The sequence below is a fragment of the Rudanella lutea DSM 19387 genome (assembly GCF_000383955.1).
GTDB classification, from domain to species: Bacteria; Bacteroidota; Bacteroidia; order Cytophagales; family Spirosomataceae; genus Rudanella; species Rudanella lutea.
This window is the reverse complement of the sequence record NZ_KB913013.1, coordinates 2,463,849-2,481,507: the sequence shown is the minus strand read 5'-3', so window position 1 is coordinate 2,481,507 and position 17,659 is coordinate 2,463,849. Positions and strand designations below refer to the sequence as shown.

At 56.5% G+C, this 17,659-nt stretch carries 11 protein-coding genes; 9 read left to right on the top strand and 2 right to left on the bottom strand.

The window, feature by feature from the left end; genetic code table 11:
- Window positions 1–33 precede the first annotated feature (33 nt).
- The 6 genes from RUDLU_RS0110265 to RUDLU_RS0110240 all read left to right on the top strand — a co-directional run bounded on the left by RUDLU_RS0110265 (window position 34) and on the right by RUDLU_RS0110240 (window position 14,559).
- Complete coding sequence (locus tag RUDLU_RS0110265; protein WP_083940555.1) at window positions 34–2,262, top strand: M28 family peptidase; 2,229 nt, start codon at window positions 34–36, stop codon at window positions 2,260–2,262.
- A 308-nt stretch (window positions 2,263–2,570) separates the two neighbouring features.
- Window positions 2,571–5,738, top strand: coding sequence for a SusC/RagA family TonB-linked outer membrane protein (locus RUDLU_RS0110260; protein ID WP_425414116.1), 3,168 nt, complete (start codon window positions 2,571–2,573; stop codon window positions 5,736–5,738).
- A 27-nt stretch (window positions 5,739–5,765) separates the two neighbouring features.
- Window positions 5,766–7,328: a RagB/SusD family nutrient uptake outer membrane protein gene (locus RUDLU_RS0110255; RefSeq protein WP_027302936.1), complete on the top strand. Its 1,563-nt coding sequence runs from the start codon at window positions 5,766–5,768 to the stop codon at window positions 7,326–7,328.
- Window positions 7,329–7,515: 187 nt separating this feature from the next.
- Window positions 7,516–9,912 carry an outer membrane beta-barrel family protein gene (locus RUDLU_RS0110250; protein ID WP_019988286.1) on the top strand — a complete coding sequence of 799 codons (2,397 nt, stop codon included), beginning with the start codon at window positions 7,516–7,518 and terminating at the stop codon, window positions 9,910–9,912.
- A 30-nt stretch (window positions 9,913–9,942) separates the two neighbouring features.
- Window positions 9,943–10,425 carry a Uma2 family endonuclease gene (locus RUDLU_RS0110245; protein ID WP_027302935.1) on the top strand — a complete coding sequence of 161 codons (483 nt, stop codon included), beginning with the start codon at window positions 9,943–9,945 and terminating at the stop codon, window positions 10,423–10,425.
- Between the two features lie 396 nt (window positions 10,426–10,821).
- Window positions 10,822–14,559: a putative Ig domain-containing protein gene (locus tag RUDLU_RS0110240; protein WP_083940554.1), complete on the top strand. Its 3,738-nt coding sequence runs from the start codon at window positions 10,822–10,824 to the stop codon at window positions 14,557–14,559.
- Window positions 14,560–14,669: 110 nt separating this feature from the next.
- Here RUDLU_RS0110240 and RUDLU_RS0110235 read toward each other — a convergent pair whose 3' ends face one another.
- Window positions 14,670–15,077 (bottom strand): DoxX family protein, encoded by a 408-nt coding sequence (locus tag RUDLU_RS0110235; protein WP_019988283.1) that lies wholly within the window; start codon window positions 15,075–15,077, stop codon window positions 14,670–14,672.
- 200 nt (window positions 15,078–15,277) lie between these two features.
- Between RUDLU_RS0110235 and RUDLU_RS0110230 the strand changes: the two genes are divergently transcribed.
- The 3 genes from RUDLU_RS0110230 to RUDLU_RS0110220 are packed head-to-tail and all read left to right on the top strand — an operon-like array spanning window position 15,278 to window position 16,833.
- Window positions 15,278–15,793 (top strand): RNA polymerase sigma factor, encoded by a 516-nt coding sequence (locus tag RUDLU_RS0110230; RefSeq protein ID WP_019988282.1) that lies wholly within the window; start codon window positions 15,278–15,280, stop codon window positions 15,791–15,793.
- A complete protein-coding gene (locus tag RUDLU_RS0110225) occupies window positions 15,790–16,428 on the top strand; it encodes a hypothetical protein (RefSeq protein ID WP_019988281.1) in 639 nt (212 codons plus the stop codon). Before RUDLU_RS0110230 ends, RUDLU_RS0110225 begins: the two co-directional genes overlap by 4 nt.
- 54 nt (window positions 16,429–16,482) lie before the next feature.
- The gene (locus RUDLU_RS0110220) at window positions 16,483–16,833 is read left to right on the top strand and encodes a DoxX family protein (protein WP_019988280.1); all 351 of its coding nucleotides are present in this window, start codon (window positions 16,483–16,485) and stop codon (window positions 16,831–16,833) included.
- Between the two features lies 1 nt (window position 16,834).
- Here RUDLU_RS0110220 and RUDLU_RS0110215 read toward each other — a convergent pair whose 3' ends face one another.
- Window positions 16,835–17,632, bottom strand: a complete 798-nt coding sequence (locus RUDLU_RS0110215) for a type III pantothenate kinase (RefSeq protein ID WP_019988279.1) — start codon at window positions 17,630–17,632, stop codon at window positions 16,835–16,837.
- Window positions 17,633–17,659 lie beyond the last annotated feature (27 nt).

Here is a 17,659-nt window from a genome sequence, read left to right as displayed (position 1 = left end):
ACTTTGAACGCGTTTTCCTACAACCGAAACGCGATGATCACTCCATTACAAACGGCACTCCGCCAACCGACCCATTTGGGAAAGCGGGTATGGCCCGCCCTGCTTCTGTCGGGTCTGACGCTCACCACCCTGGCGCAAAACACCCCGGCTGCGTTGACCGGCTTCTCGCCCGACCGGCAGGCGGTACAGCTCAAAGTCGAAGCCGACTTTAAGGCGCAGCAAGACCCAGCCCGTTTCAGACAGCACCTCGAACGCCTGTGCAGTGTACCGCACGTAGCGGGCTCGCCCGAAAACGAGAAAGTGCGCGACTACATCGCCGAGACCATGCGGAAGGCCGGCTGGAAAGTCGATATCTACCCGCACGATGTTTACCTGCCCAAGGGACCCGGTACCATTGAGGTTGAGGTGGTAACACCCACGCGGGTACCCATCAACACCAAAGAGTTTGTATTCCGGGAAGACAAGTACTCCGGTGATCCCCGCATTATGCCCGGCTGGAATGCCTACTCGGGCAATGGCGACGTAACAGCCCCCGTGGTGTATGCCAACTACGGCCGTAAAGAGGACTTTGAAGCCCTCAAAGCCATGGGTATTTCGGTGGCGGGTAAAATTGTGCTGGCGCGGTACGGCGGCAACTTTCGCGGGTACAAAGCGCAACATGCCGAGGCTGCCGGGGCTATCGGGCTTTTGATTTTCACCGACCCGGCCGATGCGGGCTACGTGCGCGGCCTCACCTTTCCTGAGGGACCTTTTTACAGCGAAAGCGTGATTCAGCGCGGGTCGCTACTGACGGTTCCGTACACGGGCGACCCCCTCACGCCCGGCGAACCCGCCCTGCCGATGGATGGCCCTGCCAGGGTCAAACGTCTTGATTTGAAAGACGTAGCTCTGCACAAAATCCCGGTAACGCCCCTGCCGTATGGATCGGCCGTTGAGATTCTGAAACGCATGACTGGCACGCGGGCCGTACCGGCGGGCTGGCAGGGGGGCTTACCGTTTACGTACCGGCTCGAAGGAGGCCCCGACCTGACGGTGCGCCTGAACGTACAGCAGCAGAAAGGGATTCAGCGGGTGTATCAGGTGGTGGGTACGCTGGTGGGTAGCGAGTTTCCCGACGAGTGGGTCATTGCGGGCTGTCATTACGATGCCTGGGCCTTCGGGGCGACCGACCCCAACTCGGGCACATCTATGTTGTTGAGCATGGCCGAAACACTCGGAAAGCAGGCCAAAGCCGGGCAACGCCCCCGCCGGACAATCAAAATTGCCCATTGGGATGCCGAAGAGTTTGGCGTGATTGGGTCGGCGGAGTGGAGCGAGCAGTTTCGCGATGAGCTGGTGCAAAAAGCCGTAGCCTACATGAACTTCGACGCGGCTGTGTCGGGCCGGAAATTTGGGGGTAGCGCGTCGCCCTCGTTGAAAGGGTTATTGATCGAGGCTACCAAATCAGTGCAGTACCCCGATTCCAACAAAACCGTGTACCAGCATTGGCTCGATCAGAAAGCCCCGGTCGGCCCTGCCCGCGTGACGGGCTCCTCGGCTCCGGCGGTGGTGAGTGGCGAGCCTATTATTGGAAACCTCGGCGGAGGTTCTGACCACATTGGTCCGTACATGCACGTAGGTATGCCCGCCCTGAGCGCCGGTATGGAAGGCCCTACGCTCTACCACTCGCAATACGACGACCTGTATTTCTATAACAAATTCACCGACTCTACCTATAAAATGGGCCCCATGATGGAGCAGGTAGTGGGTACCCTGACCACCCGGCTGGCCAACGCCGATTTGTTGCCTTTCGATGTGGTGCGGTATGCCACCGATCTGGAAACCCACCTGCGGGCTGCCGAGAAAGCCATCCGGGCCTATGCCCCCACCTACAGCATTGAGCCGCTACTGGCTGATGTGGCTATCTTGAAGAAAAACGCCGAAGCCGCCGAGAGCGCCCGTCGGCTGTACCTTCAGAGTAATAAGACCGACAAACTGGCCCTGCTGAACCAAACCCTGCGGCAGCTCGAACAATCGTTTATTGATCCTAAAGGGATGGCTTTTGGCAACTGGTACCGGTCGCTGTACGCATCGTCGGACCCCTACAGTGGGTATGCGTCCTGGATGCTGCCGGGGTTCCTGTACGAAGCATCGCTCAAATCGACCAAAAACCTGCCCGATCTGGAAACCCGCTACCGGAAAGCAATCACGGTGCTGAGTGAAAAACTGGCCTCGTTGACCGAAGCCATGAACCGGCCTGCATCGGTCGGTGGAGGGCGTTAGGGGCGCTTATGCGGGCTACCAATTGGTTCGGGTAAAAACCCCATCTGGTAAACCCTACCCCCGTAACTCCTTAATTATGTAGCCATTCGTGCAGGAAAGAGATATGTTAAAATTTTTTAAAAATTATTTCTTTGTATTTAGCAGTAGTTGGCCCGTTGGTATACTCTTTTTGATGACGGTATTTGTCCACTTTTAACTTTAATTTTTCCTAACGACTCTTAGCGGAGTCAGAAAAATGTATGAGTAAATCTATACCAACCTTAATTGGGCCACGCAGATGGATGGGGGTTGCCGCACTACAGGTGTTCATGGCAATCTCATGCACCAGTCTGACGTATGGCGCGGTCGCTAAGGATCGCCTAGCGATTGAAGAGCACATAGCAACGGATACAAAAGCCGTTGAGCGGGTCATTACCGGCCGGGTGGTAGATGATGCCAACTCTGCCCTGCCCGGCGTAAGTGTAGTGATGAAAGGCACTACACGCGGGACTGTGACGGATGCCGATGGCCGGTTCCGGCTTGAGGTACCCGATGCGGGTGCAACGCTGGTATTTTCGTTTGTGGGTTATACAGCCCAGGAGGTAGCGGTCACCAACCAGACTACCATCAACCTGACGCTGCAAGCCGACAACAAGCAACTGAACGAAGTCGTGGTAATCGGTTACGGTACTGTCCGTAAGTCCGATTTGACGGGTTCGGTAGCGGGTGTGAAAGCTGACCAGATTATGGAGCGTCCGGCGCCGTCGCTCAACCAGGCGCTGTCGGGCCGTATGCCGGGTGTACAGGTAAACACGAACTCGGGTCGTCCGGGTGGTCGTACTACCGTGCGTATTCGTGGTTTCAGCTCAATCAACTCATCAAACAACCCGCTGTACGTAGTCGACGGGGTACTGTTGCCACAAGGTAACCAGAACCAGTTTAGCTCGGCTATCGACTACATCAACCCGAACGACATCGTGTCGATCGAGGTACTGAAAGATGCATCGTCGACGGCTATTTACGGAGCACGGGGTGCCAACGGGGTTATCCTCGTAACCACCAAGAAAGGAAAAGCAGGCGAAGGTACCGTAACGTACAACGCCGACTTCAGCGTGAACACCATCGGACCCAACCGTCCGCAGGTGCTCAACGCCCGTGAGTATCTGGCAACGGAAGAACTGGCGTACAAAAACATCGCCAAGTATGACCCGAAAGGCTGGGCGGCTGGTCAGTACACGTACCTCGACCCCATTGCCCGTCGGAAAGCATACAGCGCCAACTTCCCCGGTGTGTTCGACGAAAATCTGAACCCACTGTACGATACCGACTGGTTTAAGGAGTCGACTCAAAACAAACTGTCGCAAAACCATCAGTTGGGCTTTAGCGGTGGTAGCGAGCGCACGCAGTACTCGCTCTCGCTGGGTTACCGCGATGATCAGGGTCTCATCAAAACATCGTACATGAAGCGCTACTCAGGCCGCTTTACGATAGACGATCAGGTGAAAAAATGGCTCAAGATTGGTGGTACGTTGAGCTACAACAACCAGGCGGAGAACCTGGTCGATATCAATGACGCCGTAGCGCGGCAGATTGTGGAGGATTTCCCGTTCCTGCCTGTACGGTATGCCAACGGTCAGTTTGCCAACAACCGGGATTACCCCAGCGCCGAAGGTACCATGAGCTCGGTACACCGTCTGATGGGTCGTAAGTACATCCTGAACACCCAAACGGTACTTGGTAGCCTCTACGCTAACCTGAACCTGGCGAAAGGTCTGGAGTTCAAAACGATCCTGGGTACGAACATCGTAACGCAGGAGAACAACGAATCGCAGACTCGTACGCTCAACATCGGTGGTAACGGTAACGCCCGGACCTACAACCAGAAAGAAACGTTCTGGTCGCTGGAAAACCTGTTGACGTACAACCGTCAAATCGGCACCGATCACTCAATCCAGGGTCTGTTGGGGGTTTCATGGCAGGAGAATAACTTCTTCTCGATGAACGCTCAGGTGAACAACTTTGCAACGGACTACTTCGGATTTAACAACCTGGGTGCCGGTGCTACCAACCCACAGGTTGGTTCAAATGCATCGCGGTTTGCCTTTAACTCCTACTTTGGTCGGGTTAACTACGGTTACAAAGAGAAGTATCTGTTGACCGTAACAGGCCGGGCCGACGGTTCGTCGCGATTCGGTGATAACCACAAGTTTGCCTTCTTCCCATCGGCGGCTGTGGCATGGCGGGTATCGGAAGAGGACTTCCTCAAAGGCAACCCGATTGTATCGAACCTCAAGCTGCGCGCCAGCTATGGTCAGACGGGTAACTCCGAAATTCCGACCTATCAGTCGCTCGCAACACTCAGCTCTACTTACGCGGCCGTTTACAACGATACGCGGGTGAGCGGAACGGGTATCAACCGTCTGGCCAACCCCGACCTTCGTTGGGAAAAAACGGCTCAGTCGGACGTAGGTCTGGAAGTGAGCCTGTTCAACGGTCGTGTTAACCTGGAGGCTGACTACTACTATCGTTTGACGACCGACATGCTCCTCGATGCCCCCGTACCGCAGTCGAGTGGTTACGCTACGATCCGCCGGAACGTAGGTTCGATGGAGAACAAAGGATTTGAATTTGGTTTGAATACGGTGAACGTAAGCCGGGGTGGTTTCTCGTGGAATACCTCGTTTAACCTGTCGCTCAACCGCAACAAGGTACTGACGCTGGCTACGCCTGCCGACATCTTCAACGTAGGTGGCCCGAACTTCACCAACCCAACCAACATTATCCGGGTAGGTGCGCCAGTTGGTTCATTCTGGGGTCTGACTCGCCTGGGTGTATGGAGCGAAGCGGAGCGTGAAGAAGCTGCTAAGTTTACGAGCTACCGGAACAACCTGACCATTCTGCCGGGTGACATCAAGTACCTCGACGTGAACGGCGACAAGGTAATCAACGACGCTGACCGGAGCATTATCGGTAATGGTAGCCCGAAAGGCTGGGGCGCTCTGACGAACCAGTTCAAGTTTGGCAACTTCGACGCTACGCTCGAATTGCAGTTCATGTACGGCAACGACGTAATGATGATGAACCTGCACGCCAGCGAAGACCGTCAGGCACTGGCTAACAGCTACAAGTCGGTACTGAACGCCTGGACACCACAGAACCAGAACACGCCGATTGCCGAGGTTCGGGAAACGCGTGCCGGCTACGTAACCAACGTAGACAGCCACTGGATCAAAGACGGATCGTTCCTGCGGGGCCGTAACCTGTTGTTCGGTTACACGCTGCCTTCACAAGTGGCAAGCCGCATGAAAGTAAGCCGCCTGCGCTTCTACACCACGGTTCAGAACTTCTTCCTGCTGGTTGATGATCCAATCGTGGGTGATCCTGAAGTGACGCCGACTAACCAGGGTGGTGGTAACAGTGCCTTCTCACAAGGTATGATCTGGCACAACTATCCGAAGCCAACAACTTACATGCTGGGTCTGCAGCTTACTTTGTAAACCCTATTCCAAACTTTTGAAGCTACCATGCGATATTCCATTGCAAAATCCATAACCAAAGCATTGCTCTGCGGAACCGTTCTGCTTGGCCCTGTTGGTTGTTCTGATTTCCTCGACGAACAACCGCCATCGAACCTCCAGCCTGACAATTTCTTTACTATTCCTGATCATGCTGAAGCGGGTCTGGCGGCCGTTTACGCCGATACGCGCTTCTTCGGAGGTGGTGCGGGTATTTTCTCGTCGAACTGGCAGTTGTTGGAGGCCATGACAGGTACCTCAACCACCGAAACGGCGCAGAACTCAGACCTGAACAACCTCTACAGCCTCTCGCACGATGGCAATACAGCACACATCGTAAACTACTGGAACGGTCTGTATCGGGTAATTGCCAATGCCAACCTCGTGCTCGACCGGGTACCGGCTATCACGCCGATGCCGGACGCCCAAAAGGCCAAAATTCTGGGTGAGGCTCGCTTCCTCCGGGCATGGGCGTACTTTACGGCTGTACGGTTATGGGGCGATATTCCGCTCATTACGAAGCCCCAAACGGCTACGTCAGAGGACTTCCTGCCTGCTCGTGCTCCGCAGGAAAGCGTGTACAACCTGATTGTGGAAGACCTGAAAGCGGCTGAAGCGGCTGGTCTGCCCTGGATGGATGCAAGCGGCCGGGTAAACCTGGCAGCAGTGAAAACCCAACTGGCTAAAGTGTACCTGACAATGGCGGGCTTCCCGCTGGCGAAAGGCGCTACGCACTACAAGCTGGCTGCCGACAAGGCCCTGGAGGTAATCACGTACGCCAATGCGAACCCCGGTACAATCAACTTGTTCCCGACGTTTGAAGATGTACACCGCGAAAGCCTGAAAAACCGGACGGAGCACCTGTTCCAGCTTCAGTACAACGCCGTGGTAGCAGGTAACCCGATGGATAACTTCTACGGAAACTTCAAGCCGATTAACTTCAACGGCCCAACGGGTACAGGTAGCTCCATTCCAACGCTGTCGTTCTACAACTCGTACGAAGCGGGCGACCTCCGTACGAAGGATCAGGAAGGGTACTTCTACACGACGTACTTCACCAACGGAACCGGTGCCCGGTTTGAGTTGGGCCGTCCGTATGTGTTCAAGCACTTCAACCGGACGTCAAACGGTACGCAGGGTGTAGCCGGTACGCGGAACAACAACCTGAACGTACCGCAGATTCGGTTTGCCGAAACACTGCTGATTTTTGCCGAAGCGCAAAACGAAGTAGGTGGCCCAACGGCCGCTACGGTTGAGGCTCTGAAGCGTATCCGCGACCGCGCTAAGCTGACGACTCCGGCACTGGGTACGTTCACGCAGAACAGCTTCCGCGAGGCCGTATGGCGCGAGCGCTGGTATGAGTTCTGCTACGAGCAGATCACCTGGTTTGATATGGTTCGTTTGCGGAAAGTGTTCAACGAGACGACCAAAGGCTTTGACAACTTTGTGGGTCACGTGAACCTGAGCACCAACAAGGCTCTGGAGCAGAAGCACCTGTTGCTGCCCCTGCCCCGGCCGGAGATGCTCAACAACCCGAACCTGAAAACGCAGAATCCGGGTTATCCGAACTAAGCGTATCAGCTAATAAAAAACGCGCGTCGGGGCGGCAGACCATATGGTTTGCCGCCCCGACGCGCGTTTGGGGTTTACAGTTCAATGACTCCCGGAATGCATAGTAGGATTTCCTAAACCTACCTCATCCTGCCTTTAAAATCCCCCTTTTTACAGTAAAGCAAACCGGGCGGTCTCTTCTACAGGTATGAAGAATTTATACCTATTGTTGTTGGTTGGTTGCTTAGGTTCATCTGTTTTTGCCCAAACGCCCGTGTCGGTTCGCGGAACCCTCGTTGATGAGCAGAACGCGCCCGTGCCGTTTACCACGGTGGCTCTGCACCGAAGTGCCGATTCTGCGCTGGTGGCTGGCGCTACCGCCAACGAAGCCGGTACGTTTACGATTCCGGTTGCAGCCGGTCAGTATTACCTCAAAATCTCATCGGTAGCGTACCTGAGCAAAGTAATCTCGCCCGTGCGGGTGGCCAATGCCGACGTGCAAATAGGGACTGTTGTGCTAAAAACGTCGGCGCAGCGGTTAGCTGAGGTGGTGGTGCAGGGCGAAAAGAGCCAAATGGAACTGGCCTTAGATAAAAAGATTTTCAACGTTGGGAAAGACCTTGCTAACGCGGGTGGTACGGCCATCGACGTGATGCGCAATATTCCGTCGGTAGCGGTCGATGTAGAGGGCAACATTAGCCTGCGCGGTAGTGGCAGCGTCCGGATTCTGATCGACGGAAAGCCGTCGGGGCTGGTGAGTTTCAAAGGGGGCGCGGGCCTGCAACAGTTACAGGGAAGTCAGATTGAGCGCGTCGAGGTGATCACCAACCCATCGGCCCGGTACGAAGCCGAAGGTATGGGTGGGGTAATCAATATTGTGCTTAAAAAAGAACGGCAGGAGGGTTTCAACAGCTCGGTCGACCTGATTACGGGGTATCCGGCCAATTTGGGGGTAGCTACCAACCTCAACTACCGCAAGAAAAACCTCAATTTCTTTGTCAATTACACGATTGCGTACCGTCGGCGTCCGGGTCGCAACTCGCTCTATCAGGAAGTCTACCGCAACGACTCGACCCTGATTAGCCAGCAGAACGGCGATTTTCGGCAACGGGTCATGAATAACAACATTCAGGCGGGTATCGATTACTTTTTCAATGAGCGCAACATTCTGACCGGTTCGTACACCTACCGGGGTAGCAAAGGCAAGCGTTATGCCGACATTTACTACCGCGATTTTGTGAACTCAATGGCCAACCCCCTCGGCGTGACCTACCGCACGCAGGACGAAACCGAAACGGAGCCAAACTCCGAGTATGCCATCACCTACAAGCGCTCATTTCTGCGCAAAGGCCACGAACTGTCGGCCGATATTCGGTTGCTCGACAACTGGGAAAGCTCCGATCAGCTGTTTACCCAGCAGTTGTACAAGCCTGATGGCCGTACGCCCGCCATTCCGCTAAACCGCCAACGCTCCGTCAACGATGAAGGCGAAAAGCAGTTGCTGCTGCAAATTGATTACGTACACCCGTTTGCCAAGCAGGGTAAGTTTGAGGCCGGGGTGCGGAGCAGCGACCGCGACATGACCAACGACTATTCGGTGACGCAACAGAACAACGCGGGTGTGTACGTGCCGCTGCCGGGCCTGACCAACAACTTTGTGTACGAAGAAAAAATCAACGCGTTGTACGGGATTGTGGGCAACAAAAACGGTCGGCTCTCGTATCAGGCCGGTGTGCGCGCCGAATGGACTGACGTGAAAACAACCCTCAAACAAACCAACGAGGTGAACCCGCGGGCCTATGCCAACCTGTTTCCGAGTGTGCACATGACCTACGATTTACCCCGGCAGCACGCCCTGCAAATCAGCTACAGCCGCCGGGTGCGTCGGCCAACTTACAACGACCTGAGCCCGTTCATGACCTTCAGCGATGCCCGTAACTTCTTCAGCGGCAACCCCGACCTGAACCCTGAGTTTACGGATGCTTACGAGCTGGGGCATATCAAATACTTCGAGAAAGGCTCCATTAGCTCGTCGGCCTATTACCGCTACACGACCGGCAAAATTCTACGGATTCGGCGGGTCGATGCGCAGGGTATGGCTACTACCCGGCCCGAAAACCTCGCAACCGAGAATGCCTACGGTATTGAGTTTGCCGGGTCGTATGCGTTGGCAAAGTGGTGGAAACTCGATGGTAACTTCAACTTCTTCCGGGCCATGACCGACGGCGCCAACCTCGATTCGGATTTTCAGAGCGATACCTACGCCTGGTTTACCCGGCTTAGCTCGCGGTTTACAGTGGTGAAAGGCACCGACCTGCAACTGCGGGGCAATTACGATGCCCCACAGCAACTGCCGCAGGGCCGTCAGAAAGCGCTGGCTGCGCTCGATTTGGCCGTTAGCCGCGAGATTTTTAACAAGAACGGCACCATGACGCTCAACGTGATCGACGTGTTCAACTCGCGTAAGTTTCGTTCGATTACGGAGGGGGCCAACTTCTATACGTCGAGCATTGGGCAGGGGCGGCTCCGGCAAATCAACCTGACGATCAGCTACCGATTCCGGCAGGCCACCAAGAAAAAAGGCGGGTTTGAACTGGAGCAGTAGTTTGTTACAATTGAGAAAATCTCTGCACGTATGAAAGCTAGACTCGAACAGCTATCGGAATACGAACTCGAACGAGGAAAGCCCGTGCCTACACTCAATCATGCTTATGTGCAGAAAAATTTGCTGGTTAGTTTAGATTATCGTTACCGAAAAACGCACACAGTTTTATCGGAACTTAATCTAACCATGCCCGAGCGCCCGGATACAGTGCCCGATATTGCCATTTATCCGAAGCTACGCATTGATTTTCTGCACGATGTGACGTCGATGACCGAAATGCCCCTGACGGTTGTTGAGATTGTGTCTCCCTCTCAATCGGATACGGAGATTTTGGCTAAGTTTGAGCGCTACTTCAAGGCAGGCGTAAAAAGTTGCTGGCTAGTGATTCCCAGCTTCCAGGCGATTTCGGTGTACTCGGAGTTTGGTAAATACCGCTTTTTTTCGGGTAACGGCACCGTTATTGATGCCACCTCAGGAGTCGAAGTGAAGCTGGAAGAGATTTTTGAGGAGTAGACCGTTAAAAGACATATAAACAAGACCTTAGCCGCCACCGACGCACCCGTCGGTGGCGGCCTTTTTTAGGACGTTTGGGGTCCGCTGAAACACTTTAATACCCTTTCGATAACATTCATACTTGAAATATTCTTATCCGTAATGACCTTGCCTTCGAAAAGGCTATTTGATTGCTGGGATAAATAGTAATCTGACGGGTGCCGCACTTCGGTCACGCCCACTGTGGGGGTGTATGCTTCATTTACAGCGATTTGAGTTGGGCCCTGAACGACGTGCTCGTTCATTGGGGGCGATCGTCTGTCTCTACGTAACGCAGCTTTAGGCTACGTTCTCGGCTTGCCGATTGGTTTCTCACTTAATCCACAAACGGTATTCCAACTTTTTTACTCAACAAGTATGCTCAGATTATTCCGATTACCAACCGCGCGGCTGTGGCTGTGTGCATGGGCGTTGTATGTGGTGGCCCAGTTAGGACACACAGTTGCCGCTCAAACGGGGCTCACCCTAACACAACCCACGTACAATTGCGCCACAGGGGCTATCACCTTCAACACAACAGGGGGCAACGGTACACCCATTACCTACTCGGCAGCTGGCATCACCCGGAGTGACGCAGGCAGCAACAACGGCACCGTGGAAGCAGGGCTCCGGACCGATCCTAAACCGATTGTAATCACAGCTACGCAGAGCGGAATGTCGACCAGCTACGCCTTCGATCTGGCGTCGTTCTGCGCTACACCGTCCAATCGTCCGCCCGTGTTCAATGGCAGTCTGCCGGTGGGGTCGGGTACGGTCGGGCGCACGCTTTACTACTACATCCCGACGGGCGCATTTGTTGATCCAGAGGGAGAAACCCTGACCTACTCGGGGACCGGCATGCCCGAGGGTGTGGTTGTAGAACCGACCACCGGCACGGTTTACGGCACAGCTACGTCGCCCGGTTTCAGCCTCATTACCATCATTGCCACCGATCCACGGGGGCAGTCGGCACGGGCGCAGTTTGTGCTGGGGGTCAATCCGGCGGGCAGTACGTTTGCCCTGGCTCAGCCTACCTACAATTGCTCTACCGGGGCTATTACGTTTAATACCACCGGAAGCAATGGTGGGCCCATTACGTACATCGCACCGGGTATTACGCGTAATGACCTAGGCTCAGCAACGGGCACGGTAGAACCCGGTTTACGGGCCGACCCGAAGCCGATTATCATTACGGCTACGCAGGGCGGGGCTATTGCTACGTACGTCTTCGATATTGCTTCGTTCTGTGCTGGTGGTGGTCCGGTTACGCCCCCTCCGGCATTTAGTGGTACATTGGGCTCTACTACGGGTACAGTTGGGCAGTCGTTCAGCTACACCATTCCAAACGGGTCGTTTTCGGCCACGGCGGGTCAGTCGCTGACGTATGCCGCCAGTGGGCTACCCGGTGGCCTGACCATCAACCGAAACACGGGGGCTATTACCGGTACCCCCACCACGGCCGGTAGCAACACGGTGATTATTACGGCCACCAGCTCGGCCACCAGTACTACCGTCAGCTCGGGCACCAGTACCACGGGCACCAGCGGCACCGGCACGTCGGGTACGGCCACGGTGGGGCAGTCAGCTACGGCCAGCCTGGGTATTGTGATCAGTAGCTCGGTGACGAGTGGCACCAGCACCACGGGCACCAGCGGCACCGGTACGTCGGGCGGAACAGCCTTTGCTGGTACGCTGGGGTCGGCCACGGGTACGGTTGGGCAGTCGTTCAGCTACACTATTCCGAACGGATCGTTCTCCGCTACAGCGGGTCAGTCGCTGACGTATGCCGCCAGCGGGCTACCACCCGGATTGGCCATTAACCGGAATACAGGAGCTATTACCGGTACGCCTACTGCTGCGGGCAGCAATACCGTAGTTATTACGGCTACGAGTTCGGCCACGAGTACTACAGTCAGTTCGGGCACCAGTACCACCGGTACCAGCGGGACGGGTACGAGCGGCACGGCTACTACGGGGCAATCGTTTAGCGGTACGCTGGGGATTCTGATCAATGCTTCCGTAACGAGCGGCACCGGTACAAGCGGAACAGGAACCACGGGTACGGTCTTTGTCGGAACACTGGGGTCGGCCACGGGTACGGTTGGGCAATCGTTCAGTTATACCATTCCGAACGGGTCATTCTCAGCTACGGCGGGTCAGTCGCTGACGTATTCGGCCAGTGGGCTACCACCCGGCCTGACGATCAATACCGGTACGGGAGCTATTACCGGTACCCCGACCACGGCGGGTAGTAATACGGTGATCATTACGGCCATCACGTCCGGTACGAGTACTACGGTCAGTTCGGGCACCAGTACCACCGGTACGAGCGGGACGGGTACAAGCGGCACGGCTACTACAGGGCAATCGTTTAGCGGTACATTGGGGATTTTGATCAACAGCTCGGTTACGAGCGGAACGGGAACCGCGCCGGTATTCAGCGGTACGTTGGCCTCGGCTACGGCAACGGTCGGGCAGGCGTTTACCTATACCTTACCTACGGGAGCCTTTACCTCGCCTACGGGTCAATCGCTGACCTACAACGCGTCGGGGATTCCGTTGGGGCTGAGTGTCAATGCAGCTACCGGGACCCTATCCGGGACGCCAACACAGGCGGGCAATAGTGCGGTGGTCATTTTCGCGACGAACCCGAGCGGGCAGTCGGCGAGTGCGCTATTGGGCATAACCGTCAACCCCGGTACGAGTACCACCGGCACGAGCGGAACAGCATTTGTCGGTACGTTGGGCTCGGCGACAGGTACGGTTGGGCAATCGTTCAGCTACACCATCCCGAACGGGTCGTTCTCGGCTACCACAGGTCAGTCGCTCACCTACGCGGCCACGGGCCTGCCTGCGGGCCTGACCATCAGCCCGAGCACCGGGGCCATTACCGGTACGCCCACTACGGCTGGTAGTAATACCGTCGTGATTACGGCAACTAGTTCGGCCAGCAGTACGAGTGGAACCAGCGGGACCGGTACCAGTGGTACGGCTACCGTGGGCGGATCGGCAAGTGGTACACTTGGTATTGTGATTAACAGTTCGGTAACGAGCGGTACCAGCACGACCGGCACCAGCGGCACCGGTACGAGTGGCACGGGCATTGTCTTCAACGGACCGCTGACCTCAGTCACGGGTACGGTCGGGCAGGCATTCAGCTATACACTGCCTACGGGTGCGTTTACGGGCGGTCAGTCGGTGAGTTATGCGGCCACGGGTCTCCCGGCGGGGCTAACCATCAATGGAGCCACGGGGGCCATATCCGGAACGCCCACAGCGGCAGGCAGCAATACGGTAGTTATCAGGGCAAGTTCGGGTAGTAGTACCAGCGGTACAAGTGGCACCGGTACCAGTGGCACGGCCACCGTTGGGCAGTCGGCGAGTGGCACGCTGGGTATCACCATCAGTAGTTCGGTGACGAGTGGCACCAGCACGACCGGCACCAGCGGCACAGGTACCACCGGAACCGCCCCTGTATTTAGCGGATCGCTGGTATCGGCTACGGGGGTTGTTGGGCGTGCGTTCAGCTATACGTTGCCTACAGGTACGTTCACGGCGGGCGGCAGTCAGACCCTGACATACGCGGCTACGGGGCTCCCGGCTGGGTTGAGTATCAACGGGGCCACCGGCACCATATCGGGTACGCCAACGGCGGCCGGTAGCAACACGGTGGTCATTGTGGCCTCTACCGGTAGTAGTAGCAGCGGCACCAGCGGCACAGGCACCAGTGGCACGGCTACGTCGGGCACGGCTACAGGTGGTACGAGTACCGTCGGGCAGTCGGCGAGCGGTACGGTGACGATTACCATCAGTGCTTCGTCGGCTTCGGGTCGTCTGGCAACGGTCGATCTGAACCCCATCGGCATCACGGCGGTGGGTGGCAACCCAATCAGCAATGGCGTGGTCGAAGTAGCGGTGACGGGCATTGCGGGCGAACCGGTTCAGGTGTTGCTCACCGACTCGAAGGGCCAGATTATCGGTCAGCAGCGACGCGAACGAGGGCAGGCCGAAGAACGATTCCGGTTCGATGTGAGTCGGCAGCCGGGCGGAACGCTCCTCTTGCGGGCCGCAACCGAAACCCGGTCGCATACGATTCGTCTGCTCAAGATTGATTAACGGAGGCTTGTGGGCCGTACCCAACGGATACGGCCGACAACATCTGCTCACAACCAAAAGCGGCCCCTCCTGCGCAGGAGGGGCCGCTTTTGCGTACGGGTTGGGCCACGTTACCCCAGTACCGGGTTCATGGCGCGGGTTTGTTTGGTGGCGTGGGCGTTGAGTCGTTTGTGATGATACACATACGACAGCATTCCGACGAGCGGGAGCACAAACATGGGCAGCCACAGACTGAGGGGCTTGCCCACGGCTGCAATTGAGTAAATCGCACCCAGAATGTCGAACATAAGGCCGGCGTAGGCCCATTCTTTCAGGCGCGGGTAGCCCGGAACCAATAGCGCAATGATTCCGAGCAACTTGGCCCAGCCCAGAAACGGCACCAGATAAGCCGGGTAGCCCAGTTCGCCAAACCCTTTGATAGAAACAGCATCGGCCATAATATTCGGAATGGCAGAGCCCCCCATCACGAAGCAGAAAAGCCCCGTGAATACCCAGTACGCAATGGTTGTCTTTTTCATAAGTACGTGTTGTTTGGTCTATTTTTTTCCTAAAAGTACGGCCTTTGGTCGACCCGTACGGGGGGCGAACAGGGCATTGTGGCGGGGTAATTGTGCCATTTTGAAGCCGCCCGTTCTGTACCGAAAAAAGAATAGGTCGGGCGTGTAGTTTTTCGGTCCCGCCAGCGACTAATGAAGTAAACCGAACCCAGTCAAAACCCATGACGGCCGCGCAGGAAACCGAATTTTTAGGGCATTACAACCGCAGTCGACCGTTTTTGTACCGGCTCTGCCGGGTGCATTGCCCCGACCCCGACGACCGACAGGATCTGTTTGGCGAAATCACGTACCAGCTCTGGAAAGCCTATCCGGGGTTCAGGGGCGAAGCCAGCCTGTCGACCTGGATGTACCGAATTGCCCTCAACACGGCCCTTACCTACGTGCGTAAACGTGGGCGCGCCCTCCGGCCCGAACCCTTGTCAGAACAGGTATTGGGACTCGCGGCCCCGCCCGACAGTTCGGCCGATGAGGAGTTGGTGGGGCTACTGTATCGCGCCATCGACGGGTTGTCGCCGGTCGACAAGGCGATTACGCTGCTGTACCTGGAAGAACAGTCGTACGAACAGATTGCCGACATTACCGGCCTGACCGTCTCGAATGTCAGCGTGCGGCTGGTGCGGGTTCGGAAGCGATTGGAAAAACAACTAAACGAGCCCGGGGCTCACCTGCAACAATGACCGATTCTCTCGAAAATTTTCGCAACGCATGGCGGCAGACCGGCGCGGCCTCCGTACCCCCCGCCGATTCGGCCGAGGTGCAACGTCTGATTCAGGGCCGGATTCGGGCCGAGCAGCGGTCGGTGGGGAAGTACATCTGGGCGTCGGGGGTGTGGCAGTTGATGATCTACATCACGCTTATTCACCTGACGGTGCGTTTCTGGCACGATCCCGTTTTGCCCCGCCTGTGCCTGTCAGGTGTGTTGCTCTACCTGCCGTTCAGCTACCTATTTTTTACCAAATTCAAGCAGTACACCCTGTCCCGCTCGTATCCGCCCGACCCCTCAGGGCAGCCGTTGGCCGCCTACGTTCGGCGTCAGTACCGGATTATCCATTCGTTTTTCCGGTTCAAGCAGTGGTTCGAAGCCGTAGCCGTGCCGCTTACGAGTGGGTTGCTGGTTTTGTTGGCGGTTCGGTTTGGCTGGCTCCCCGACCCGCGCCAGAATCCCTTGCCGGGCCTGATGTTGTTTGCGGTTGCGCTGACCGCTTTCTCGGTGGCTATTCTGTACGAAAACAAGTACCGATTTCGGCAACCCCTCAATCAGCTCACCCGGATTCTGACTGACCTCGAATCGGGTGGTGTTCCAGGGGCCTAGTTCATGGTTTCTTGTTATTGGTGGATCGTACTCGTGTAACCCCAAAACCCCAAGATGAATCCATTCCTTTTTATCATACAGGGATTACTGGCCCTCTTGTTTGCGGGAACCGGTGCTCTGAAAATATTTGGCTCCGACGCGGCCGTGCGGAAGTTGGCTCCGTCTGCGTTTTCGATCCGGTTTCTGCGCATATTAGGCGCACTCGAACTGGCCGGGGCCTTTGTGTTAGCCGCAACAGGCTTACTAAATATAGCCCCCGTTCTGACGGTATGCGCCGACATAGGCATGGCGGTGGTGCTGATAGCGGCAGTAGGCGTGCATTACAGCCGCCGGGAGTGGGCCCCGATACCGTTTCTGGTGCTGATGCTCGCCGGGGCCATTGCCGTAGTGCTGGGGCGATGGTAACTCAGCGACTGCTTGGTACGAGCGTGCCGGTGTAGGCCCGCACGGTATCGCCCACGAGCTTGACGCCCGTAAGGGTGAGGCCCGGTACCAGATCGTCGAAGTCGGCCTGGAGGGTCGAAATAGCGCGAACAAGCCCACCCGTCCCGATGGCGAGGCAGTCGCCGTTTAGCTCCGTTCGGATGCGGTTGATCATCGAGCGTACGAGCCCTTCGTACCCCAGCACCACCCCGGCCTGAATAGCGTGCGTGGTGTTTTGGCCGAGGGCCGACGTTGGCAGTTCGAGCGGTACTTCGGGCAACTGAGCCGTGTTGGAAAACAAGGCCCGAATGGCCGTTTTAAGGCCCGGTGCAATAGCTACACCCAGCATTTGGCCCGTGGCCGAGACGGTGGTAAACGTCAGGGCCGTACCAAAATCGACCACTACGCAGTTGCGCTGGTAGCGGGTATAGGCGGCTAAGGCGTTGGCTACCAGGTCGGCCCCGATTTCGTGCGGCCGCAAAATCTGGAGGGGCAGAGCTGGGTAAATGGTGGGGCCTACCACCACGGGTTCCATGCCAAACAGTTCGGTGAGCATCTCGCGCAGGGTGGGCGTAAGCATCGGCACCACGCTGCACAGCACCGTTTGCCGCACCGCGCTCAGGGGAATGCCCGCTTCCAGCAGCCACAGGCGCAGCTTTGCTTCGAAATGCGCCGACGAGGCTTCGGGTTGAGCGGGTGTCCGCCAGATATGCAGGAGCGTATCGTGTTCAAACAGTCCGAAAACGGCGTCGGTATTACCCGTGTCGATCGCAAGAGTCATTGCTGTAGAAACTGGTTGTTCATAACG